Genomic DNA, 23,716 nt, shown 5'->3' with positions numbered 1-23,716 from the left:
ATGCTGCTGCAACGGGTGGGAAATCGCGGAATCCGGCTGGGCACGCTCTTCGACCGGGCGGCGGCCCGGCATCCGGCCAACGTCGTGGTCCTCGACCACGATCTGGACCTGGCACCCGAGCCGGGCCGCCGGCTGACCGTCGGGGAGATCGCGGACCTGGTCGACGACTTCGCGTCCCGGCTGTGGGCGGCCGGGGTCCGTCCGGGGGACCGGGTGGTCGTCTACAAGACGAACAACTTCGACATCACCCTGCTGGCGTGCATGGCCGTGCGGATCGGCGCGGTGCCGGTGCTGCTGTCGCCGAAGCTCGACGGCGCGACCGTGGCCGAGCTGGTGCGCCGGGTGGACCGGCCCTACCTCATCACGGACCAGGCCAAGTTGGACGGCGAACTGCCCGCCGCGGTCTTCGACCACGCGCGCCGGGTGCTGCTCGCCGCGGGCGACCACCCCGACGCCCGACGGCTGCAGGACCTGGCCGGTTCACCGCGGGTCGCGCCGGTCGCCGTGTCCGCCCACCATCCGACGCTGATCACGCACACGTCCGGCACCACCGGCATCCCGAAGCTGGCCGTCCACACCGGCTGGACGCTGCAGGCCCGCTACCGGCCGCAGGCCGCGGCGGCCGCGCTGGTCCGCAAGCGGCGCCCGGTGGCGATGCACGTGTCCTTCGTGCACTCCCGGCTCTTCACCGCGATGGCCATCGCGCTGCTGCGCGGTTTCCCGCTCGTCATGCTGGCCGACGACGACCCGCGACGGACCGCCGACCTGTTCGCCCGGCTGCGCCCGGGTGTGGTCGAGGCCCACCCCAACACGTTCATGCGGTGGGAGGAGCTGGTGGACGACCCGCGACGGCCGCTGGCCCAGGTGAAGTACTTCAGCAGCACCTTCGACGCCATCCACCCCCGGACCGTGCGGCGGATGCTGGGGGCCTCCCGGCACCAGGTGCCGATCTTCGCCCAGCTCTACGGCCAGAGCGAGGCCGGACCGGTGGTCGGGCGGATCTTCACCCGGTGGCGCGGCGAGGACGCCGACGGCCGCTGCGTCGGCCACGCGTTCCCCGGCATGACGGCGGTCCGGGTGGTCAGCCAGGACGGCCGGCCGGTGTCCGAGGCGTCCCCCGGATTCATCGAGATCCGCTCCAACGGCCGGGTCCTGACGTACCTGGGCGAAGCCGAGCGGTACGCCCGGCAGGAGCACGACGCGTGGTGGCGCATGGGCGACGTGGGCTACCGCACCCGGTGGGGCTGCCTGCACCTGCTCGACCGCGAGGTCGACGTCATCCCCGGCTTCGGCAGCACCCTGACCGCCGAGGACACCCTCTTCTCCGCGCTGGACGAGCTGGCGGAGGTCATCATCGTGCCCGGCCCGGACGGCAGGCCGGTGCCGGTGGTGTGCACCCGGGACAACAAGCCGCTCGACCAGGCGGCGTGGGAGCGTGCCACGGCCGGCCTGCCCCCGATGGCGGCGCCGGTCCAGTGGCGCCAGGCGGACCTGCCGCAGACCGCCACCACCAAGATCAAGCGGCTGGAGCTGGCGAAAGCCCTGAGCAACGGGAACCGGGGCCGATAGCGATGGCGAAGGTAGTCGTCGCCGGCGGCGGCATCGGTGGGCTGGCCGCCGCCTTGGGCATCGCGCGGCGGGGCCACGACGTGGTGGTCCTCGAACGCGGCGCGCACTTCGCCGAACTCGGCGCCGGGCTCCAGCTGGCGCCGAACGGGATGCACGCCCTGGCCCGCCTCGGGCTGGGTGCCGACGTCCGGTCCCACGCGGTGCACGTCGACGAGCTGCGGTTCATGGACGGTGTCACCGGTGAGCACGTCACCAGCGTGCCGCTCACCGAGGGCTACCGGCGGCGGTTCGGCAACCCGTACGTGGTCGTGCACCGCCGCGAACTCCACGGGCTGCTGCTCGCGGCCTGCCTCGACACGGCGCGGATCGAGCTGTGCCCGAGCCGGCCGGTCGCCGGGTACGAGCAGGACGGCACCCGTGCGACGGCCGTCCTCGACAACGGCGAGCGGATCACCGGTGACGCACTGATCGGGGCGGACGGCATCCACTCCGCGGTCCGTCGGCAGCTGGTCGGCGACGGACCGCCCCGCATCTCCGGCATCACCGTCTACCGCGCGATCATCCCGATGGAGCGGGTGCCGGAGCCGCTGCGGTGGAACGCCGTGACGTGGTGGGCCGGTCCCGGGTGCCACTTCGTGCACTACCCGATCGCCGGGGGCGAGTACCTCAACCTGGCCGCCAGTCACGACGGCGGCGCCACCCGGGCGCTCGCCGGCGTCCCGGTCGAACAGCGCGTCGTCCGCGACCTGTTCGGCGGGCTCGACACGACGCCGCGCCGGCTCCTCGACCTCGGTGAGCAGTGGAGGTCCTGGGTGCTGGTCGACCGGGCCCCGGTCGACGACTGGACCGACGGCCCGGTCGCCCTGCTCGGCGACGCGGCCCATCCGATGCTGCACTACGCGGCCCAAGGGGCCTGCCAGGCCCTGGAGGACGCGGTGGTTCTGGGCGACCTGCTGGACGGCGGCGGAACGGACGTCGCCGGGTGCTTCGCGGAGTACAACCGGCTGCGGCGCGACCGCACCGCCGCGGTCCAACGGATCTCCCGCGCGAGCATCGCGCTGTGGCACCCCGCCGGTGCGGACGCCTCGGCCAGGAACGCGGCGCTGTCCGGGATGTCGCCCACCGACCTGCACGACCACCTCGCGTGGATGCACGGCGCACGGGACTTCACCACCGGCGCCCCGGCCGCCCTCCCCCACCGGGAGGCGGCCCGATGACCGACCGGCACCTGCAGGTGTGCATCATCGGGGCCGGTCCCCGCGGGCTGTCGGTCCTGGAGCGGCTGTGCGCCAACGCCCGGCACGATCCGACGGCCCCCGCCGTCACCGTGCACGTCGTCGACCCGCAGGCCCCCGGCGCCGGCGCCGTCTGGCGGACCGGGCAGTCCCGCCACCTGCTGGCCAACACCGTGGCCTCGCAGATCACCGTCTACACGGACGCCAGCATGCGCATCGCCGGGCCGATCGAGCCCGGCCCCAGCCTGCACGCCTGGGCGCGGAACGTGGCGCTGCTCGGCTCCCCCGCCGACTACGACGAGGACGTCCTCGCCGAGGCACGGACCCTGGGCCCCGACTCCTACCCCACCCGGGCGCTGTACGGGCACTACCTCCGGGACGCCTTCCGGCGGGTGGTCTCCTTCGCCCCCGAGCGGGTGCGCGTCCGGGTGCACCGGTCGCTCGCCGTGGCCATGGCCGACACCCACGGCCTGCCCGACGGCGCGCAGGGCGTCCGGCTGGAGAACCGGACCCGGCTCGACGACCTGGACGCCGTGGTGCTGGCCCAGGGCCACCTCCCGGCCCGGCTGACCCCCCGGGAGGAGCGCGCGGCCGGCCTGGCCCGCATCCACCACCTCGGCTACCTGCCGCCCGGCAACCCCGCGGAGACCGACCTGAGCGCGGTCACGCCGGGCCGCCCGGTGCTGCTGCGCGGCCTCGGGCTGAACTTCTTCGACTACATGGCCCTGCTGACCGTCGGCCGCGGCGGCTCCTTCGTCCGCGACGGCGACCGGCTGCGCTACCGGCCCGGCGGGGACGAGCCCCTGCTCTACGCCTTCTCCCGCCGCGGAGTCCCGCACCACGCACGCGGGGAGAACGAGAAGGGCGCCTCCGGCCGCCACCGGCCCCGACTGCTGACACCCGGGTTCCTCGACGGGCTGCGCCGCCGCGCCCGCGCGGGCAGCCGGGTCCGCTTCGGCGCCGACCTGTGGCCGCTGATCGCCCGGGAGGTCGAAGCGGTCTACTACGGCGCCCTGCTGGCGTCCCGGGGGCGGCAGGCCGAACGGGAGGCCTTCTCGGAGCAGTACGTGGCGCTGCCGGACCCGGCGGACCGGGCCCGGCTGCTGGAACGCCACGGCATCGCCCCCGCGGACCGGTGGGACTGGGCACGGATCGCCCGGCCCTGCGCCGGTACGGAGTTCGGCGGGCGGGCGGAGTTCCGGAGCTGGCTGCTGGCGTACCTGGCGCGGGACGTGCGGGAGGCGAAGGCGGGCAACGTCAGCGGGCCGCTGAAGGCCGCCCTGGACGTGCTCCGCGACCTGCGCAACGAGATCCGGCTCGCGGTGGACCACGGCGGCCTGGACGGCGACTCGCACCGGGACGAGCTCGACGGGTGGTACACCCCGCTCAACGCCTTCCTCTCCATCGGCCCGCCGGTGTCGCGCGTCGAGGAGATGATCGCCCTGATCGAGGCGGGCGTCCTCACCCTCACCGGGCCCGGCACCCAGGTGCGCTTCGACACCGCCTCCCCGGGCTTCGTCGCCAACTCGCCCCTCGCGCCGGGACCCGCGGTGCGGTCCGGGGTCCTCATCGAGGCCCGGCTGCCCGAGCCGGACCTGCGCCGCACCGCGGATCCGCTCCTGCTCCACCTGCTCCGCACCGAGCAGTGCACCACCTACCGCATCCCGAACGCCCGGGGCGGCGCCCACGAGACCGGCGGACTCGCCGTCACCGAACGCCCCTACCGGCTGCTCGACGCGCACGGGCAGGCCCACCCGCGCCGCTTCGCCTACGGCGTCCCCACCGAGGCGGTGCACTGGGTCACCGCGGCCGGCATCCGCCCCGGGGTCGACTCGGTGACCCTCGCCGACGCCGACGCCATCGCCCGCGCCCTGCTCGCCGTGCCACCGGTGGACCGCCAACCGGTCGCGGCCGACCCGGCGAGCGATCCGACCGAACTGACGGGAGTTCCGATATGACGATGCCGCCGCCCCCCGCCGACGCCCGAGCCGCTACCGGTGCCGATGCCGATGCCGGCCTGCTCTCCCCCGTACGGGCCGGCACCCCCGTCGAGGCCGCCGTCGCCGACCGGGCGTGGCTGCAGGCCATGCTCGACGCCGAGGCGGCACTGGCCCGGGCCCAGGCCCGGCTGGGCACCGTACCCGGACCGGCGGCCGCCGCGATCACCGCCGCGGCCCGGGCCGACCGCCTCGACCTGCGCCGAATCGCCGTACAGGCGCGGGAAACGGCCAATCCGGTGGTGGCACTGGTGACGGCGTTCACCGCGCTCGTCGCCGCCGACGACCCCTCCGCCGCCGAGTACGTGCACCGGGGCTCCACCAGCCAGGACATCTTCGACACCGCCGCCATGCTGGTCGCCGACCGGGCGCTGCGCCTGCTCCGGCAGGACCTCGGCCGGACGGCGCGGGCGCTGGCCCGCCTCGCCGGACGGCACCGTGACACGGTGATGGCCGGCCGGACCCTGGCCCTGCACGCGGTGCCCACCACCTTCGGGCTGAAGGCCGCGGGCTGGCGGAGCCTGGTGCTCGACGCCGCCGACCGGGTCGACCGGGTGCTGCGGGACGGTCTGCCGGTGGCGCTCGGCGGGGCGGCCGGCACCCTCGCCGGCTACCTCGCCCACGCCGACGCCTACGCCGGCGCGCACGCCGACGCGGGGGGCGCCGCCGACCCCGGCGGGTACGCCGACGCCCTCGCCGACGCGTTCGCCGCGGAGACCGGGCTCGCCCGGCCGCGACTGCCCTGGCACGCGCTGCGCACCCCGATCGCCGACCTCGCCGCCGCGCTCTCCTTCACCGCCGGCGCCCTGGGCAAGATCGCGCTCGACGTCCAGACCCTGGCCCGCACCGAGATCGCGGAGCTGACCGAACCGGGCGCGCCCGGACGCGGCGGATCCTCCGCCATGCCGCACAAGCGCAATCCGGTGCTCGCTACCCTGATCCGGAGCGCGGCGCTCCAGGTACCGGTGCTGTCGGCCGGGCTGACGCAGTGCCTCTGCGTCGAGGACGAGCGGTCGGCCGGCGGCTGGCACGCGGAGTGGCAGCTGCTGCGCGAGTGCCTGCGGCTGACCGGCGGATCGGCGCACACCGCGGTGGAACTGGCCGAAGGGCTGCAGGTGCGGGCGGACCGGATGCGCGACAATCTCGCCCTCACCGGGGGCCGGATCGTCTCGGAACGGATCGCCGCCGTGCTGGGCGCCACCCTCGGCCCGGCCGCCGCACGGCACCTGCTGACCGAGGCCGCCGCGGCCGCCGAACGGTCCGGCCGCCCGCTGTCCGCGGTGCTCGCCGAGGCCCCGGAACTCGACGGCCGGCTGCCCGTCGGCGAGTTGGAGCGACTGTGCGACCCGGCCCACTACACCGGCGCCGCCGGGCCGTTGGTCGATCGGGCGCTGAAGGAGTGACGCTGACGACGGAAGGGGGCCCGCCTCGGTCGGCGGGCCCCCTTCCGTCGTCCTCACTGTCCCAGGGCCTCACCGAGCCGGTCGGCGATGACGCGGACGCCGTCGACGGTGAGCACCGACTCCGCGTGGAACTGCACCGAGGCGAACCCGGGCCCGCGGAGCGCGTGCACCTCCCCCGTCGCCGGGTCGCGGCTGATCTCCACCGCGCCGATCCCCGGGCACTCGGTCTTGTCGTCGTCGCTGCGGGCGGCGAAGGAGTTGTAGAAACCGACCCGCTCGGGGCGGCCGAACAGGTCGATGTCTTGCTGGAGGCCCTGGTTCGGCACCCCCTTGCGGATCACCTCCAGCCCGAGCCGGGCGCTGAGCACCTGGTGGCTGAGGCACACCGCGAGGAACGGCCGCCGTTCCGCGAGCAGCCGGTCGACCGCCGCGTGCAGATGGGCGATCTTGGGCTGCCCGACGTCCAGCGGGTCGCCCGGTCCCGGGCCCGTCACGACCAGGTCGTATCCGTCGAAGGTGTACCGCTCGTCGAACCGACGGACCGTCACTTCCAGGCCCAGTGACCGGAGTTGGTGGGACAGCATGGCGGTGAAGGTGTCCTCGGCGTCGACCACCAGCACCCGGCGGCCGTCCAGCGCGGACCGGGGGCCGTACAGCCCGGACCGGGGGCCGTTGCGCCGGTCCGCGTCGGTCAGCCAGAAGTCGGCGATGCCGGTGTTGCGGCGGGCCAGTGCGGCCCGGACACGCGGGTCGTCGGCGAAGCGCGCGGGCCGGTCGGCCCGGACGGGCGGCCCGTCTGCGCGGGACGCGGGCCGGTCGGCCCGCAACGCGGCGAGCAGCCCCGCGGCCTTGGCCCGCGTCTCGGCGACCTCCGACGCGGGGTCGGAGTGGCGCACCAGGGTCGCCCCGACCCCGAGCCGGAGCCGGCCGCCCCGGTCGATGTCGGCGGTGCGGATCAGGATGGCGGAGTCCAGCGTGCGGCCGCCGCCGTCGCGGCCGATGAGCGCGACGGCCCCGCTGTAGTAGCCGCGGCCCGCGGGCTCGTACCGGCGGATGATCCGGCAGGCGTTCTCCAGCGGGCTCCCGGTCACGGTGGGGGCGAACAGGGTCTGCCGGAGGATCTCGCGCGGGTCGCGGGTGCTGCGCCCCTCGATGAAGTACTCGGTGTGCGCCAGCCGGGCCATCTCCCTGAGGTACGGGCCGACGACGCGGCCCCCGCCCTCGCAGATCCCGGCCATCATCTTGAGTTCCTCGTCGAGGACCATGTAGAGCTCGTCGGTCTCCTTGCGGTCGCCGAGGAAGGCCAGCACGTCCGGGAGGGCCGGGCCGCTCGGCGGGTACCGGTAGGTGCCGCTGACCGGGTTCATCACGGCGGTGCCGCCGTGCACGCTGATGTGCCGCTCCGGGGTGGCGCCGACGAACGTCCGGTCGCCCGTGTGCACGATGAACGTCCAGTACGCGCCGGTCTCCTGCTGGAGCAGTCGGCGGAACAGCGACAGGCCGTGCCCGGGCGAGTAGTGCGTGATCTCCGCGACGTAGGAGCGCTTGAGGACGAAGTTGCCGCCCTCGCCCCGGCCGATCTCCTCGGTGACGACCGTGCGCACCAGGTCGGCGTAGTCGTCGTCGGAGATGTCGAAGTGCTCACCGGAGAGTCGGATCGGCAGGTCGGGCAGCTGTGCCAGCGCCTCGTGGCAGGGCACCTCGGCCTGGGCCGTGACGGTCATCGCCAGCAGCGGCTCGCCGTCGTCGGTACAGGCGAAGCCGCGCTCGGCGAGCTGCCGGAACGGCACCAGCACCAGCACGTCGTGGCCCGCGCCGTCGGCCCGTTCGGGCAGCGGGATGTCGGCCAGGGCGGCCACCGCGGACACCTCGCCGACGAGGACGTCCAGCACCTCGCCGCCGGTCCGCTCCGGGCGGTGGATCAGCGCGAACGCCGGTGGCCGCGGCGACCGGACCAGCTCGAGCAGGTCCGGCGCCGCGGGCGTCGTGGGCGCGGGGGGCGTCATGGGCGCGGTCACGCGCAGAACGCCTTGACCGTGGTGACCACCGCGCAGCGCCGGGCGGCGTAGTCGAGGGTCAGCCGGTGGTGGTCCGCGGAGAAGTCCGCGATCGCGTCGGCGACGAGGAACGTCTGGAGGTCGTTGGTGAACGCCTCGACGGCGGTCATCAGCACCCCGACGTGCCCGTACACGCCGCAGATGACGAGCTGGTCGCGGCCGTGCCGCACCATCCGCTCGCGCAGGTCCGACCGGAAGAAGGCGCTGTAGCGCCACTTGGTGAACAGCCAGTCGTCCGGGGCCGGCGCCAGTTCGTCGACGATCCGGCGGTCGGCGGGGTCGACCTGCATGCCCGGTCCCCAGAAGTCCCTGAGCAGTCCGCGGTCCTCGGCGGTCATCCCGCCCGGCTGGGCGGTGTAGGCGACCGGGATGCCGAGGCTCACGCAGCGCTCGCGGAGCTGCGCCGTGTTGCCCACCAGTTCACCGCGGAGGGTGTCCGGGAACGGGCGGACGAAGTAGCGCTGCATGTCGTGGATGAGCAGCACCGCCCGGTCCGGGTCGGCTTCCCACCCGGCGACGTTCTCGGGCAGGTCGCCCGCGGCCGGCATCGGGTAGGGCTCGATGGGGGGTATCCCTGCCATGGCCTTCTCCTTCACGCCCAAGGTTCCTCACACGCCCAAGGTGGCGCCGCCGTCGACGGTCAGGTCGTGCATGGTGATGTGCCCGGCCTGTTCGGAGAGCAGGAAGACCACGGCGTCCGCGATGTCCGCCGGCCGGGCCAGCTTGCCCAGCGGGATGCCCACCTTGTAGGCCTCGGGCCGGCCGTCGATCGTCGCCTGCGGACCGGTCTCGTCGTGCCACATGGACCGGAGCATCGCGGTGTCGGTGGAGCCGGGGGCGACGACGTTGCAGCGGATGCCGTGGCGGGCGACCTCCAGGGCCAGGCACTTGGTGAACATCGTCGCCGCGGCCTTCGACGCGGCGTAGGCGGCCATGTCCATGCGGGGCGTGCCGGCCGCGTTGGACGCCACGGTGACGATCGCGCCGCGACGGCGGGGCACCATGCGGTCGACCACCGCGCGTGACACGTGCATCACGCCCGTGGTGTTGACGGCGAAGGTCGCGGCCCAGTCCTCGTCGGTCAGTCGGAGCACCGGGCTGAGGTGCAGCACGCCGGCGGCGTTGACCAGGTGGTCCACCGGTCCCAGCGTGCTCTCCACGCCGTCCACCAGTTCCGCCACCTCGGCGGCGCGGGTGACGTCGGCGGGGAACGCCGCCACGGACAGGCCGTCGGCGACCATCTTCCCCGTCACCTCGTGGAGTCGTCCGGCGTCCCGGTCGACCGCGGCCACTCGCGTGCCGCGCCGGGCCAGGGCGCGGACCACGGCCGCGCCGATCCCGCCCGCTGCCCCGGTGACCAGGGCGACTGTGTCCTCCATCGTTCAGACCTCCATTGCAGGGTGTGCACGGGGAAGTTCCGGTTCGGGCCCGCCGGTTGCCTGCCGTCGAGCCGGTCGGCGCTCACGTCCGCCAGGCCGAGACCACCTCGACGGCCTGGTCCGGGTTGAGGCGCGGATCGCAGAGGCTGGTGTACTTGTCCCCGACGTGCGGGACGTCCGCCGGGGTCCGGGCGCATTCCGTGACGTCGTCCGGGGTGGTCTCCAGGTGCAGACCGCCCGCGACGCCGCCGCCGTCGCCGACCGCGTCCTGGAAGCGGGTCACCTCCTGCACGATCCGGGGCAGGAGCCGGGTCTTGAACCCGTCCGGGGTGGCGAAGGTGTTGCCGTGCATCGGGTCGCACAGCCAGATCACCGGGTGCCCGGCGGCCCGTACGGCCGCGGCGAGGGCGGGCAGCCGGCCGCCGATCCCGTCCGCGCCCATCCGGGTGATCAGGGTGAGCCGGCCCGGCTCCCGGCGCGGGTCGAGCCGTTCGCACAGGGCCAGCAGCTCACCGGTCGTCATCGTGGGGCCGACCTTGCAGGCCACCGGGTTGACGACCTGGGCGAGCAGCGTGACATGGGCCCCGTCGACCTGCCGGGTGCGCTCGCCGATCCACGGCCAGTGGGTGGACGACAGCCAGGCCCGGCCCGACGCCGAGCGGCGCACCAGCGGCACCTCGTAGTCGAGCAGCAGGGCCTCGTGGCTGGTCCACACCTCCGGCGCGGGGCGCCGGTGCGCGCCCCGGTCGGCCCAGCCCAGGTACCGCAGGACGGCGTCGGCGAGCCGGTAGCCGGAGAGCATCCGGGTCGGATCGGGGCGCCGGCGCTCCGGGGCGGGCTCCGGGCTGTTCACCATGTGCCCGCGATAGGCGGGCAGTTCGAGGTCACCGATCCGTTCGGTCGGCGCGGAGCGGGGCTTGGCGAACTGGCCGGCCAGCCGGCCGACCCGGAGCACCGGGCGGCCGGTGCCCTCCTCCATCCGGCCGGCGAGGAGGTCCAGCAGCTCCGACTTGCGGGCGACGTCGCCCGGGGTGCAGTCGGCGGGATCCTCCGCGCAGTCGCCCGCCTGCACCACCCGGGCCGCACCGGTGGCGACCTCGGCGAGCCGGGTGCGCAGCGCGAGCACCTCCTCGGCTTCGAGCAGCCCCGGGAGGGCGGCCAGTTGGCCGCGGACCCGGCGGGCCAGTTCCGCGTCCGGCCATGGGGGCTGCTGTGCCGCCGGACCCAGCTCCAGGTCGCACGCGGCGGTGACCGAGGCGTCCTCGGGTGGTGTACGAGTGAGCACGGTGATCTCCCGAAGCGGCGGGTACACACGGTCTGGTGGGAATCGGCGGCTGACTGCGCCTCAGTCTCAGGTCTCGTGCGCGGCGGGGCCAATGCCCGTCGGGGCACTGTGTCAGGTGAGGTGCTTCCACATCAGGTCGGCCGCGGGCCGGTGTCCCGGGGCGGCGGCCGACCGCGGCCGCGCATTTCCGCGGTTTCCGCGCCGCCCGTCCGACTGGGTCATTCGGGCACCCGTCCGACTGGGTATTTCCGGTAACCCGTCCGACTGGGGAGAAGAATACGGAGCGCCCTTGCCGCGGCGATCGACTCGCACACTTGTTGTCCTTCGAGTGCTTGTATAGCCTGGGGCCGAGATCTGCCAATTCAGCATGAGCCGGGGATCCGTCGGGGGAATCTCCCGAATCGAGTACCGCGTGGCGTACTTCCTGCGCGCGCCAGGTGTGCGGCGCGTCGGCCGGCCATCCCACCCTTTCGCTTTCTCCAGGTACACCCATACCCCACACGGACTCACTGGATGAGGGGGCACCAATGCGCTGGGAACAAGCTGCGGCCGCTCAGGTCGACAGCGTGGCCGAGGTCCTTTCGACACCGGAGTCGCCGGCGGTTCTGCCGGCCTGCACGATTCCCATTCGTATTCTGCGACACGGGGAAAATATCAGAACGCACGGGGAGAACCAGGAATACATCACCACGCTCGCCCGGTCACCGGTCAAATTCCCGCCCATCTTCGTCCACCGCACGACGATGCGGATCCTGGACGGAATGCACCGGCTGAAGGCCGCGGAACTGCGCGGTGACCAGTCGATCGAGGTGGTCTTCTTCGACGGGGACGAGGAGGAGGCTTTCGTGGCCGCGGTGTCGTCCAACGCCCGGCACGGCATGCCCCTCTCCTTCGACGACCGCACCGCGGCGGCCACCCGCATCCTCAACTCGCGCCGGCACTGGCCGGACCGGGCGATCGCCTCGGTGACCGGGCTCGATCCGCGGACGGTGCGCACGCTCCGCGGCCGCCTGGAGGTCCCCGACTCCCCGCCGACCAACCTGGTCCGGCTGGACCGCACCCGCCCGGCGGCGGCGCCGCGGTACGCCGAGTTCCCCGGGACGCCGCCGGCACCGAAGCCCAGCACGCCGGTCCACCAGGTGGCGGCGGAATTCGAACTGGAACCGTGCACCGTCGTCGACGTGCTCAACCGGTTGCGCCGGAGCCTGCGGGAGGTGCCCGAGGCGCCGTGCGACACCGGGGCGCCGGGCCCGAACGGCGCCGGGGCACCGGGCCCGTCCGCGGCACTGCCCGCCCCGGCGGTGCCGGCCCCGCGCGCCCCGGACGACCCGACCCCCCTGCTGGGGCTCACCGGCTCGCCCGACCCGACGGAGCTCGTCCTCGACCGGGTCTGCGCCGAGCTGTTCGCCACGTTCACCCGGCGTGACCAGCGGTTGAGGGCCCGTCAGTACCTGCGGGGGCTCCTGGGCACGCCCGGCCGCAAGACCATCCGCAACATCGCGGCCTTCGTCGACGGCCCGGGGATCGATCAGCGGCTGCACCACTTCATCAGCGACTCCACCTGGGACTGGGAGCCCGTCCGCACCGCGCTCACCCGGTACGTGGCACGGACGATGGAGCCCGAGGCGTGGGTGATCCGCCCGGTGCTGATCCCCAAGGTGGGCCGGCAGTCCGTGGCGGTGAGCCGGCGGTTCGACCCGATCCGGGGAAAGGCCGTCAACGGGCAGCGGGCGGTCGGCGTCCTCGCGGTCTCCGAGACGGCGAGCACCCCGGTCAGCTGGCGCCTTCAGGTGCCCGAGGACTGGGTCGAGGACGCGCACCGGCGCCGGCGGGCGGGGATGCCCGACGACATCGGCGCGGAGTCCCTCGGCGAGTGCACGGCCCGCGCCCTGCTGCAGGTCCTGGCCCGCACCGGGGGCCCCGACCGGCCGGTGGTGCTCGACGGGCGCGCCATGGAACGCGCCCAGCTCCTGCGGCCGCTGCACGCCGCCGAGGTGCCCCTGTTCGTACGGATCTCGGCGACCCTGCCGTTGCAGATCAAGGACCCGGCGCTGACCGGGCGCCGCCCGCACGGGCCGCTCACCGCGCGCCGGATCGTCGAGGCGGCCAGGTTCCGCCGCCGGCCGGTCGACGGCCCCGATCCCGCGGTCGAGAAGGGCCACCTGATCACCACCGTCGATGTCCGGTGGCCCGCCGACGTCGAGCGGCCCCATCCGGGGGCGGAGGCGCCGCTGCGGCTGATCGCGGTCAGCCCGGTGGGGGAGAACGTGTGCGAAGAGCTGTGGCTGACGACGCTGACGACGGTGTCGGCCGCCACCGTGCTGAAACTGGCCCGGCTCGTGCGCCGGGTGGACCGGGACCTGGAATCCGTCTCCCGGAACGCCGGAATCTGGGATTTCAGCGGCCGGTCCTTTCCGGGCTGGCACCGGCACGTCACGCTCGCGTCCGTCGCCCATCTCGTGCGGCTGCTCGCCCGAACCGATTACCGCGCAGACCTCGGGTGACACCGCCGCACCGACACACCCTTGAAGCGCGCATTCCGACACCGTGCATTCCGACACCGTGAATTCCCGCACCGTGAATTCCGGCATCGTGAATTCCGGCATCGTGAATTCCCGCACCGCACGTTCCGACACCGGAAATCCTCAGACGGGGGAGCACATGCCTGGCCGGCCACACACCACGGACCTGCTCGTCATCGGCGGCGGAGTGACCGCGCTGTCGATCGCGTACCACTGCGCACGGGCGGACATCGACGTCGTCCTGCTCGGCCCGGACGCCGCAAAGACCGCGCCGGCTCCCCGCCCGGTGCGCACCTACCAGCCGGGGAAGGTCCACAACTCCGAGCTGACGGTGCGCAGCCTCGCGGACTACCGGGCGTTCGCCCCGGCCGGGGGCGCCGACCTGGTGCTCTCGGACGTCGGCTGGCTGGTGGTGGCGTCCGACCGGCAGGAGGCCGCCGCGCTGGAGCGCGAGGCGGCGGCCCAGCGCGCCGTCGGCGTGGAACTGGAACCTTTGACCCCGGACCAGGCCCGCGCGCGTAATCCCTGGCTGGACCCGGCCGGCACCGAGTCCGCTATCTGGTGCCCGCAGTCCTACCTCCTCGACGTGGACACGGTGATGCGGGGCTACGCCGCCGGCGCGCGGGAACACGGCGCCCGGCTGCTGACCGGCCATAGGGTGACCGGGCTGGACGCGGGGAGCGGCCGCGTCACCACCGACCGCGGGGAGTTCGCCGCGGAGGCCGTCGTCCTCGCGGCCGAGGCCGGCAGCGGCGAACTCGCGGCCTCGGCCGGCCTGGAACTCCCGCTGTGGGCGCAGACCGCCGAGCTGTTCGGCACCGACCCGGTCCTCGCCGACGGCGAGCTCGACGTCCCCTTCACCGTGCACCCGGCGTCCGGGCTGAAGACACTGGGCGCCGGCCGGTCCTTCCTGGTCGGTCTGGAGCGCGTCTCCCGGCAGGAGGGCATGCGGCAGGTGTGGCTCCGGGAGGCCGCCGAGGAGCTGGCCAGGCGGTACCCGAAGCTCGGGGGCGTCGGGCTGCACAGCGTGTGGACCGGGACGGTGGACGTCACCCCGGCCAGGACGCCCTGCATCGGCAGGGCGGGCGGCGCGCACCAGCGGATCCTGGTCGCGGCCGGGTACACCGGCCAGGACCTCGGCCAGGCACCCGCCACCGGCCGGATGATCCGCGACCTCCACCTCGGCCGCTCCCCCGGCGTCGACCTCACGCCGTTCGCGCCCACGCCGTCCGAACCCGGGCTTTGTCAGGTCGGCCCCGAAATACCGACAAAGCCGCCGCGGAACCCGGGAGACTGACAAACGCGATTGACAAACACAACCGACAAACACGACTGACAAACACCGGGTTTACCGCCGAGATATCGACGTGACAAAGTCGAAAGCTTTTCGGGAGGTGCGGCGGATTTCCCTACCCGGAGATTCCGGTCGCTGATAGCGTCCCAACGTCACTATCCGACGGCCCGCGAACCTGTTGAACGCATGCGGGCATTGGAGGAACCGAGGAGAACGGAGTAGGAACAATGCGCCAGTTTGAGATCGCCTGGCCGTCGATCGACGCCAGGGTTCGCATCACCCTCGACGAAGGCCGCAACGCGCAACTCGTCGAGCCGCTCTGGGCCGCGCTGCCGTACCAGACCTTGCAAGGACACGCGCTCGTGGCCGGCGACTGCATCTACCACGTTCCGCCGGCGCACGACCTCCTGCACGCCGTGCCGGACCACAAGGTCGACCGCAAGATCCAGCCCAGCGGCACCGTCTTCTGTTCCGCGGTGCAGCACCTCACCATCAAGTACGGCGAGCTGACCGAGCCGATGCCCGCCGCGCCGATCGGTTCCGTCGTCCCGGAGGACCTCGACGCGCTGCCGAAGATCGGCCAGCTGGTCTGGGACTCGGTGCACGGCAACGGCGCCCCGATCCTCGCGCAGGTGCGGCGGGTGGACGGCGAGTCCGGCCACGGGGTGCGGCGCGTGCCGGCGGAGTCCGCCCGGGCACGCGACCTGATCGAGCGGATCGCCGCGGAGACCGAGCGGGTCCTGATCGATCCGCCCGACGAACTGGTCGCCGCGCACGAGGGCCGCTTCGACACCGGTGCCGGGACCAAGGGCTCGGTCCTGACCACGCTGGTCTGCATCAACGGCGAGACCCGGCCGCTGGGTTACGTCTCCCACACCGGCCTGGTGCGGGCCGCCCGGCTGACCGACGCACCGCTGTCCGCCCTGGTCGAGATGGCCCGGATCCTCATCGTCAAGCCCACCGAATTCCTCGGCTACTGCGGGCTGAACACACTGTGGGACCTCACTCAGGAGGTGGTCTCCGTCATCGAGGAGAAGACCACCTCCAAGGAGGACTTCATCGCGCTGCTCTCCCACCTGGCCACCTACACCAACGCCCTCGGCTCCTGGAACCTGCAGCTGTTCCCGTGGGAACTGGGGGGCGACACCTGGACGTTCCGTCCGACCACCGCGAGGAGTGCACATGCCTGACGGGAAGAGCTCCGCCGAACTGCTGATCATCGGCGGCGGCGTGATCGGCGTGTCCATCGCCTACCACTGCGCCAAGGCCGGCATCGACGTGCTCCTGCTGGAGAGGGACCGCTTCGGCGAGGCCACCACGTCGCAGACCGCGCGGGCGTTCCGCACCTACTTCCCGAAGAAGCCGTACGACTCCGAGCTGGCGGTCCGGAGCATGGCCGAGTTCAACGCGTTCGCGACGACGACGAACACCGACCTCGGGCTGAAGCACCTCGGGCTGCTCACGGTGCTGACCAGCCCCGAGCAGGCGGCCGAGATCGAGGCGCTGCTGCCGGCCCACCGCGAGGTGGGCGCCGACGTCCAGTTGCTCACCCCCGCTCAGGCCGTCGAGTACAACCCCTGGCTGGACGCCGGCACGTTCGAGGCGGCGGTCTGGTCCCCGGAGTGCTACCGCGTCAAGCCGGAAGCGATCGTCAAGGGGTACGCGGACGCGGCGACGAAGCTCGGCGCCCGCCTGCTGAGCGGCACCGAGGTGACCGGCATCGACGCCCGCAGCGGCCAGGTGACCACCACCGCGGGGGAGTTCACCGCGGACGCGATCGTCATCGCGGCCGGGCCGTGGGGTGGCGACGTCGCCAAGCTCGCCGGCATGGAGCTGCCGGTGTGGGGCCAGTTCGCCGAGCTGCTGTACACCGACCCGATCTCCGACACCGACACCGACACGCCCTTCACCTTCCACCCCGTCTCCGGCCTGAAGACGATGGGCCGGGGCAAGGGCTTCCTGGTCGGCCTGGAGCGCATCTCCAAGCAGGAGGGCATGCGCGACATCTGGTTCGACGCGGCCGTCGAGGAGCTGCCGAAGTGGTACCCGAAGGCCGCGGGCGCCGAGCTGCACAGCGCCTGGACCGGGACCCTGGACGTCACCCCGACCAAGTCGGCGCTGATCGGCCGGGGCGAGGGCGCGCACGAGCGGATCCTGTTCGCGGCCGGCTTCACCGGTCACGGCCTGGCCCACGCGCCGACCGCCGGCCGGATCATCCGCGACCTGCACCGCGGCGTCACGCCGGAGGTCGACCTCACTCCCTTCTCCCTCGCCACCAACCTGGCGCACAAGCCGGCCTGAGTACGTTCCCGCGGCGGGGCGGCGGCACGGCCGCCCCCTCCCCCAGCCGCGGGACGGCGTCGGCGGGGGCGGTCGCGCCGCCCCCGCCGACGCACCGGTTTTCCGCAGTGAGATCTGAGAGGTGTGAATTGTCGTCGGCACAAGCACTCCCTGTGCAATGGCAAGGCCAGGCGCTGACCCCGTTGAATCCGGACACCGCGTTCAACGGCTACATCTGCGCGAACGTGGTGCACGCGCTGGCACAGCTCGGAGTCTTCCAACACCTGACCGCAGAGCGGACGCTCGACGTTCCCTCGTTCTGCGCCACCAACACACTGGACACCGCCGTGTTCCGGGCGCTCGTCCGGGCCGCGGGCTCGTTCGGGTACCTCGACGTGCACGGTGACCGGGTCCAGGCGACCGCCCTCAGCGAGGACGTCGCCCGGGCCCTGGGCTTCTTCACCTGGGGCGTCGGCGGCTACCACGACATCTTCGCCAACGCGGCGCCGGTCGCTCGCGGCGACCGCCGCTTCCGCGTCGACCTGGAACGCGACGAGGCCATGGTCGCGCTCGGATCCGCCCAGGCGGACACCGCGCTGATGCGCCACATCCTCGACGAGGAGATCGCCGGCATCGACTTCCGCACCCTGGTCGACCTCGGCGCGGGCGTCAGCGAGCGGATCTCCCGGCTGGTCAAGGACCGGCCCGGCAGCCGCGGGATCGGCATCGACATCAGCCGGCCCGCGACGGTGCTGGCGCACGAGACGGTCGCCAGGCACGGCCTGAGCGGCACCGTGCAGCCGGTCTGCGCGGATGTGCTCGACATCCTCTTCAAGGAGCACCAGGTCGACGGCGGCGACGAGGCCGACGTCGTGATGAGCTTCATGTTCCTGCACGACCTGCTGGCCGATCCGGAGCGCCGCGAGGAGGTCATCCCCCGGCTGCGCAAGTCCTTCCCGGAGGCGCGGGTCTTCCTGCTGGCCGACACCACGATCCGGCCGCGCACCGAGGGCGAGGACTCCCGGCTGCCGGTCTTCTCCAGCGGTTTCGAACTCGCCCACGCGCTGATGGGCGTGCCCATCCACACCCGTGAGGAGTACGAGCGGCTCTTCGAACGCGGCGGGATGCACCTGCGCCGCACGGTGCCGTTCGGCGCTCCGCACACCTACCTGTTCGTCCTGGAGGCGTCGTGACCGTGCAGGACCGGGCGACCGGAACGGACGCCGAGATCATCACCGCACTGCCCATCCCGCTCGCGGTCGCCGGGCACCACCGGCCCGCGCCCTTCTACGTCACCGCGGAGATGTTCGGCGGGCTGCCCGTGCAGCTCGCCGGCGGGGAGCTGAGCAAGCTCGTCGGCCGGCCCGTCGCCGCTCCGCACACCCATGACGTCGACGAGCTCTACCTGCTGGTCTCGCCCGAACCGGGCCAGGCCCGCATCGAGGTCCATCTCGACGGCGTGCGCCACGAGTTGGTGTCGCCGGCGGTGATGCGGATCCCGGCCGGCAGCGAGCACTGCTTCCTCACCCTGGAGGCCACGGTGGGGAGTTACTGCTTCGGGATCCTGGTGGGAGATCATCTGTGATCTACAACACCAGTGTCCCGTCGGCGGATTCGCTGGTGCGCCTGCACCTCAGCGAGAGTCCGTTCGGCGCGAGCCCCGCCGCGGTCGCGGCGGTGACCGGGGAACTGGACCGCATCAACCGCTACCCGTCGCCGGAGCGCGAGGGGCTCGTCCGGCACCTCAGCCGGCACTGGGAGGTGCCCGAGGAGCAGATCGCGGTGGCCAACGGCAGCGACGAGCTGGTGCTGGCGACCGCGCTCACCCTCGGCGACCGGGACCGCCCCGGCCTGGTCAACGCCGGCACCTTCCCCGGCTACCTGGCGGCGCTGGAGCGCATCGGCCGGGGCGCCGTCCGGGTACCGCTCGACGGCCCCCGGATCGACCCCGCGGCGTTCGCGGAGCGGCTCCCCGAGTGCGGGATCGGCTACGTGTGCAATCCGCACAACCCGTGCGGCACCGCACTGCCGGGGGCGGCGCTCGACACGCTGGCCGCCGCGGCGCGCGGCAGCGCCACCCCGCTCGTCTTCGACGAGGCGTACCACGAGTTCGGCCCCGCGGACCAGCCGCAGGCCAGGAGCCTGCTGCGGGACGGCACCCCGGTGCTCGCCCTGCGCACCTTCTCCAAGGCCTACGGGCTGGCGGCGCTGCGGATCGGCTACGCGCTCGGTCCCGCCGAGCTGATCGCCGAGGTGCGCCGGACGCTGGCCGTGCTGCCGTTCAGCGTGAACCGGGCCGCGCAGGCCGCCGCGGTGGCGGCCCTCGCGGACCAGGAGTTCCTGGTCCGCGTCCGGCGGGAGACCGAGGAGCGGCGCCGCCGGTTCTGCGCCGAGCTCGACCGCCGCGGGTACCCCTGGCTGCCCTCGGTCACCAACTTCGTGACCGTCGCGGTCCCCGACTCCGGCAAGGCCCAGGACGTCCTGGCCCGGGACCACGGCATCCTCGTGCGCGACACCGGGATGTTCGGCTTCCCCGGTCACCTGCGGATCTCCCTCGGCACCGAGGAGGAGCTGCGGGCGGTCCTCGACGCGCTCGACCAGATCACCGCGGGCGTGCGGTAGCCGCGCTCCGCATCCGACGCATCTTTGGAGGTCAACCGTGGTCAAGCCGATTCCGGACGGCTACGCCGAACTGACGGCGTACCTGTCCGTGGCCGACACGGACGCAGCGATCGCCTTCTACTCCCGGGCCTTCGGGGCGAAGGAGCTGCAGCGGTACACCGCGCCCGACGGCTCGGTGCCGCACGCGCAGATCCGGATCGGCGGCACCATCGTGATGCTGTCCGACGAGTCCCCCGCGGCCGGTCTGCCCGGCCCCGGGGCCCTCGGCGGCACGCCGGTCACCCTGTACCTGTTCGTGGCGGACGTGGACGCCGCCTTCGCCCAGGCCGTGCGGGCCGGCGCGGAGGCGAAGCGCCCGGTCCAGGACCAGTTCTTCGGCGAGCGGACCGGGCAGCTCCTCGACCCGTTCGGGCACCGCTGGACGCTCGCCACCCGCATCGAGGACGTGAGCCCGGAGGAGTTCGAGCGGCGGGCGAACGCGTACGTCCGGGGCAGGGGCTGACACCACCGCACCCATCGGGCTCCGGGCCTGCCGCGCACCCGCGGCAGGCCCGGAGCCGTTCGCGCACCCGGCGCACCAGGCACACGAGGGTTGTGGCACCAACGCGGAACCAGCCTGCGCGACATGACATATCGTCAGTTCACGCAGGCTGGTTCGTCGTCACGCCTCAGGTGGTAGCGAGCAGCAGTTCCTCGATGGTCGAGGGCCGGAGGCCGTCCGCCCGGCCGGCGAAGTAGCGCTCGGCGAGATCGCCCGCGGAGAGGTGCTCGACGTGCCGGAACCCGGCTTCCTTGGCCATCCGCAGGATGTCGTCCGGGCCGAAGAAGCTGCGGAACGGCGTCCCGTCGGCGCGCGCGGCGTGCTCCACCCCTTCCCGCGCGCCCCGCTCCTCCGGGTCGACCAGGTCGACCGGCTGCATGAACGTCATGGCCAGGGCGGAGCCCTCGGCCAGGGCCGCGGCCTTGCGGAGCGTGTCGGCGACCGCGTCCCTGGTGAGGTACATGGTCACGCCGGAGCAGGCCAGCACCGCCGGGCGGCCGGGGTCGAAGCCCTCCTCCGTCAGGCGCTGCCACCAGTCGTCGTCCGCCTCGAAGTCGACGGGGACCAGCCGCAGCCCCTCGGGCACCCCGTGGCCCAGCTCGGTCAACCGCGCCCGCTTCCACGCCTGCGTCTCCGGCTGGTCCACCTCGAAGACCCGCACGCCTTCGGCGCCCCGCGGACGCCGCTGCGCGAAGGTGTCGAGGCCGGCGCCGAGGATGACGTACTGGTCGACGCCCCGGCCGGCCTGCTCGACGACCAGGTCCTCGGTGAACCGGGCCCGGGCCACGATGGACGCCCGCGCCCGGGCGCTGCGCACCGGGTCCATGTCCGGCCGGGACCGCCAGTCGTCGTCCGGTGCCACCAGCCGCGCACCGAGTTCGTCCTCGAACACGTGCGGCTCGGGATCGGCCCGGACGTGCAGGGCCCGCCACAACGCGGTCCGGATCGCGGTCTTGTCCGCCGTCGCCGTCACTGCTGGTTCCTCTCCGTCGGGCCCTCGTGGGCCTCGTGGTCATGGGTTCCCGGGTCCGGCCGGGAGCGGTCCGTCGTCACGCGGGCGCGGGGCCGGTGCCGCCGGCTGCGGCAGCGGCCCCGGCGGGCAGGTACTCCGACTCCAGCACCAGGTCCTTGACCCACGACTGGTATTCGACGTGGGCGTGGTGCTCGCGGGTGCGCCACTGCGTGCCCTCGCGCTCACGCAGGTACGCGCGGTAGTGCGGCGCGCCGGGCACCTTCATGTTGTCGGCCAGCACGATGGAGCCCGGGTGGAGCCACCGCTGGTCGAGGATGCGTTGCAGGTCCGGCAGGTAGGCCCGGGCGATGTGGTCGACGAAGACGAAGTCCAGGAGGCCCGGGCCGAAGCCGTGCTCCGAGTTGAGGCGGTCGATGGTGCGCCCGTCGTCCCCGAGCGTGCCGTGCAGCACGGTGACCCGCTCCCCCAGCCCGGCGTGGTCCCAGATGCGTCGGGCCACCGAGGCGTTGGCGGCGCTGAACTCGATGGAGCAGAGCCGGGCCTGCGGTGCCATCACCCGGGACATCCGCAGCGCGCTGTACCCGCAGTACGTGCCGAGCTCCAGCAGCAGCCGGGGCTCGGCCCGCCGCACCGCGGCGTCCAGTACCAAGCCCTTCTCGTCCCCGATGTTGATCAGCGTGGCCTGCCGGTAGGCGTACTCGTCGATCACCCGGATCGCGTCGTCGACGTCCCCGGGGGCGGCGTGCGCGAGCACGTAGTCGGCGAGCGCCTCCTCCCGGCCGTCACCGACCTGGCCCGTCCGGGTCAGGTTGCCCATCCGCATCAGCATGCTCAGCCGTTTCGCCATCACCGATCTCCGATCCGGGGTCCGCTCGTAGGGGTAGGTGCCGTTCGGCGTCGGTACGTCAAGTGTCGAGCGTTCGGTGTCAAGGCAGCATCAGCTGAAGGCGGTTGACGCTCCGCGAGGTCCACGCGCACGGATCCGCGCCGGGCGACCGCTCCGGGAACGCGGTGCGGTTCGGCGGCCGGTACTGTTCCAGGTGCGTCCGCTCGGACGGAACCCCCAGCGCGGCCAGCGCCTCGACCGCACCGGCCACGAACGGCCCCGGGCCGCACACGTACGCTTCGCGGTCGCGGCACGGCGCGGCCAGCGCCCGCAGCCCGGCCGCGTCCGGCAGCCCCTGCCGGGACTCCAGCCAGTGCCGGACGGTGAACCGGTCCGGGTGGGCGGCGGCGAGGTCGGTCAGCTGCTCCCCGAAGATCACCGATCGCTCGTCACGGTTGGCGTAGATCAGGGTGAGCCGGCCCGAACCGGCGGCCAGCGCCGACTTGATCATCGACATCACCGGGGTGATGCCGCTTCCGGCGGCCAGGAAGAGGAAGTCGCCGTCGAGCGAGGCGGGGGTGAACCGGCCCGCCGGCGGCTGGACGTGCACCACGCTGCCGACCCGCACGCTGCCCAGCAGCCAGTCGGAGGCACGGCCGGTCGGCGTCCGCTTCACCGTCACCATCAGGGGATCCGCGGTGTGCGGCGAACTCGACAGCGAATAGCAGCGGGTGACGGATCCGTGCTCGGCATCGGGGATGTGGACGGTGAGGAACTGCCCCGGCCGGTACTGGAATTCCTCGGCGAGGTCATCGGGGACGTCGAACACCAACGAGCGGGCGTCCTCCGTCTCGACGATCACCTCGGCCACCCGTAACGCGTGGAAACGCTGGTCCATCGCCGTCCTCGCTTCGTGAAATGCGACGAGAAAGTGCTGGCAACGCTACCGTGCGGGCCTCTGGTCGCGTACGCGTGCCCGACTGGGGACTTCCCCCAGTCGGACACCCGAATTCCCGGTCGGCGTATGGTTTTTGGCTGACCGTCAGCCACGACTCGTTCCGGCCGGCTGCCAGCCGCGACTCGCTCCGGCTGCCCGTCAGCGCCGGGTGGCGGGCTGGACCCCGGCTCGCGTGGCCGTGCGGCGTGTGCCGGGCAGCCGGGCCCCCGCGGACCCGGCCGGACCGACGTTCCGGACCAGTTGGAGCATGTCGCACCGGCCGCTCTCCGGCTCGGAGTAGCGCCCGGTGGGCGACAGCGGCCGGCTGAGGTGCTCCAGCACCCACTCGGACGCGGAGGAATCGAAGACCAGCCCGCCCGCGCGCACCATCTCCACCCCGAGCACCAGGTCCTGCCAGCGGGCGCCGTTGAGCAGGTAGCCGCGGGCCCCGGCGCGCATCGCGGAGAGCAGGGCCTCCCGGTCGTCGAGCGGACTGATGATGAGCACGGCCGTCTCCGGGCAGCAGCCGGTGATCGGGGTGATCACCTCGGCGATGCTCTGGCCCGGCTGGACGATGTCCATCACCACGACCTGGGGGCGCAGCGTGTGCGCCATGGCCACCGCGTCCGAACCGGTTCCGGACTCACCGACGACGTGGAACGACTCCACCTCGTCGAGCAGGATGTGCAGACCGGATCGGTAGATCGGGTGGTCGCCTGCGATCAGCACCGTGGTGCGCGAGCCGCCGGGTGCCTTCGACGTCGCTGTCCGGATCACCATTCTCCCGCCAACTAGT

At 73.2% G+C, this 23,716-nt stretch carries 20 protein-coding genes; 12 read left to right on the top strand and 8 right to left on the bottom strand.

The features are described from left to right. From ACZ52R_RS19245 to ACZ52R_RS19230, 4 genes are read left to right on the top strand one after another with little or no spacing between them, the layout of a single operon-like run. Complete coding sequence (locus ACZ52R_RS19245) at positions 1–1,569, top strand: class I adenylate-forming enzyme family protein (protein ID WP_465623494.1); 1,569 nt, start codon at positions 1–3, stop codon at positions 1,567–1,569. Positions 1,570–1,571: 2 nt separating this feature from the next. After that, a complete protein-coding gene (locus ACZ52R_RS19240) occupies positions 1,572–2,786 on the top strand; it encodes an FAD-dependent monooxygenase (protein ID WP_465623496.1) in 1,215 nt (404 codons plus the stop codon). Next, positions 2,783–4,762 carry an FAD/NAD(P)-binding protein gene (locus ACZ52R_RS19235; protein WP_465623497.1) on the top strand — a complete coding sequence of 660 codons (1,980 nt, stop codon included), beginning with the start codon at positions 2,783–2,785 and terminating at the stop codon, positions 4,760–4,762. The genes ACZ52R_RS19240 and ACZ52R_RS19235 overlap by 4 nt, the downstream gene beginning before the upstream one ends. Next, positions 4,759–6,204 (top strand): nitrosuccinate lyase, encoded by a 1,446-nt coding sequence (locus tag ACZ52R_RS19230; RefSeq protein ID WP_465623498.1) that lies wholly within the window; start codon positions 4,759–4,761, stop codon positions 6,202–6,204. Before ACZ52R_RS19235 ends, ACZ52R_RS19230 begins: the two co-directional genes overlap by 4 nt. Before the next feature lie 53 nt (positions 6,205–6,257). Here the strand turns inward: ACZ52R_RS19230 and ACZ52R_RS19225 are convergent, their stop codons facing one another. The 4 genes from ACZ52R_RS19225 to ACZ52R_RS19210 all read right to left on the bottom strand — a co-directional run bounded on the left by ACZ52R_RS19225 (position 6,258) and on the right by ACZ52R_RS19210 (position 10,925). Continuing rightward, entirely contained in the window at positions 6,258–8,210 is a 1,953-nt protein-coding gene (locus ACZ52R_RS19225; RefSeq protein WP_465753804.1) for an anthranilate synthase family protein, read from the bottom strand. 8 nt (positions 8,211–8,218) lie between these two features. Beyond that, entirely contained in the window at positions 8,219–8,842 is a 624-nt protein-coding gene (locus tag ACZ52R_RS19220) for an isochorismatase family protein (RefSeq protein WP_465623500.1), read from the bottom strand. Positions 8,843–8,869: 27 nt separating this feature from the next. Further along, on the bottom strand, positions 8,870–9,640 hold the full coding sequence (locus ACZ52R_RS19215) for a 2,3-dihydro-2,3-dihydroxybenzoate dehydrogenase (protein WP_465663954.1): 771 nt from the start codon (positions 9,638–9,640) through the stop codon (positions 8,870–8,872). Between the two features lie 82 nt (positions 9,641–9,722). After that, positions 9,723–10,925: a 3-deoxy-7-phosphoheptulonate synthase gene (locus tag ACZ52R_RS19210; RefSeq protein ID WP_465663953.1), complete on the bottom strand. Its 1,203-nt coding sequence runs from the start codon at positions 10,923–10,925 to the stop codon at positions 9,723–9,725. Positions 10,926–11,452: 527 nt separating this feature from the next. Between ACZ52R_RS19210 and ACZ52R_RS19205 the strand changes: the two genes are divergently transcribed. From ACZ52R_RS19205 to ACZ52R_RS19170, 8 genes are all read left to right on the top strand, one after another. Further along, positions 11,453–13,429, top strand: a complete 1,977-nt coding sequence (locus ACZ52R_RS19205; protein WP_465753782.1) for an IS701 family transposase — start codon at positions 11,453–11,455, stop codon at positions 13,427–13,429. A 157-nt stretch (positions 13,430–13,586) separates the two neighbouring features. Further along, the gene (locus ACZ52R_RS19200; RefSeq protein ID WP_465753781.1) at positions 13,587–14,744 is read left to right on the top strand and encodes an NAD(P)/FAD-dependent oxidoreductase; all 1,158 of its coding nucleotides are present in this window, start codon (positions 13,587–13,589) and stop codon (positions 14,742–14,744) included. 224 nt (positions 14,745–14,968) lie between these two features. After that, the gene (locus tag ACZ52R_RS19195) at positions 14,969–15,931 is read left to right on the top strand and encodes a cucumopine synthase-related protein (RefSeq protein WP_465663949.1); all 963 of its coding nucleotides are present in this window, start codon (positions 14,969–14,971) and stop codon (positions 15,929–15,931) included. Beyond that, on the top strand, positions 15,924–17,042 hold the full coding sequence (locus tag ACZ52R_RS19190; RefSeq protein WP_465753780.1) for an NAD(P)/FAD-dependent oxidoreductase: 1,119 nt from the start codon (positions 15,924–15,926) through the stop codon (positions 17,040–17,042). Before ACZ52R_RS19195 ends, ACZ52R_RS19190 begins: the two co-directional genes overlap by 8 nt. Positions 17,043–17,224: 182 nt before the next feature. After that, complete coding sequence (locus tag ACZ52R_RS19185; RefSeq protein WP_465623510.1) at positions 17,225–18,214, top strand: methyltransferase domain-containing protein; 990 nt, start codon at positions 17,225–17,227, stop codon at positions 18,212–18,214. Further along, the gene (locus ACZ52R_RS19180) at positions 18,211–18,606 is read left to right on the top strand and encodes a cupin domain-containing protein (RefSeq protein WP_360502028.1); all 396 of its coding nucleotides are present in this window, start codon (positions 18,211–18,213) and stop codon (positions 18,604–18,606) included. The genes ACZ52R_RS19185 and ACZ52R_RS19180 overlap by 4 nt, the downstream gene beginning before the upstream one ends. Next, entirely contained in the window at positions 18,603–19,643 is a 1,041-nt protein-coding gene (locus ACZ52R_RS19175) for a pyridoxal phosphate-dependent aminotransferase (RefSeq protein WP_465623511.1), read from the top strand. Before ACZ52R_RS19180 ends, ACZ52R_RS19175 begins: the two co-directional genes overlap by 4 nt. Positions 19,644–19,680: 37 nt before the next feature. Then, the gene (locus ACZ52R_RS19170) at positions 19,681–20,145 is read left to right on the top strand and encodes a VOC family protein (RefSeq protein ID WP_465663947.1); all 465 of its coding nucleotides are present in this window, start codon (positions 19,681–19,683) and stop codon (positions 20,143–20,145) included. A gap of 166 nt (positions 20,146–20,311) precedes the next feature. Here the strand turns inward: ACZ52R_RS19170 and ACZ52R_RS19165 are convergent, their stop codons facing one another. From ACZ52R_RS19165 to ACZ52R_RS19150, 4 genes are all read right to left on the bottom strand, one after another. Then, the gene (locus tag ACZ52R_RS19165; protein ID WP_465753779.1) at positions 20,312–21,157 is read right to left on the bottom strand and encodes a class I SAM-dependent methyltransferase; all 846 of its coding nucleotides are present in this window, start codon (positions 21,155–21,157) and stop codon (positions 20,312–20,314) included. 76 nt (positions 21,158–21,233) lie between these two features. Further along, positions 21,234–22,004, bottom strand: coding sequence for an O-methyltransferase (locus ACZ52R_RS19160; protein ID WP_465623515.1), 771 nt, complete (start codon positions 22,002–22,004; stop codon positions 21,234–21,236). A gap of 79 nt (positions 22,005–22,083) precedes the next feature. Continuing rightward, positions 22,084–22,881, bottom strand: coding sequence for an FAD-binding oxidoreductase (locus ACZ52R_RS19155; protein WP_465753778.1), 798 nt, complete (start codon positions 22,879–22,881; stop codon positions 22,084–22,086). A gap of 198 nt (positions 22,882–23,079) precedes the next feature. Further along, positions 23,080–23,700: a response regulator gene (locus ACZ52R_RS19150; RefSeq protein WP_360502044.1), complete on the bottom strand. Its 621-nt coding sequence runs from the start codon at positions 23,698–23,700 to the stop codon at positions 23,080–23,082. Positions 23,701–23,716 lie beyond the last annotated feature (16 nt).

This window comes from Kitasatospora sp. NPDC034023 (assembly GCF_055575795.1).
This window is presented reverse-complemented; position numbering and strand designations above follow the sequence as displayed.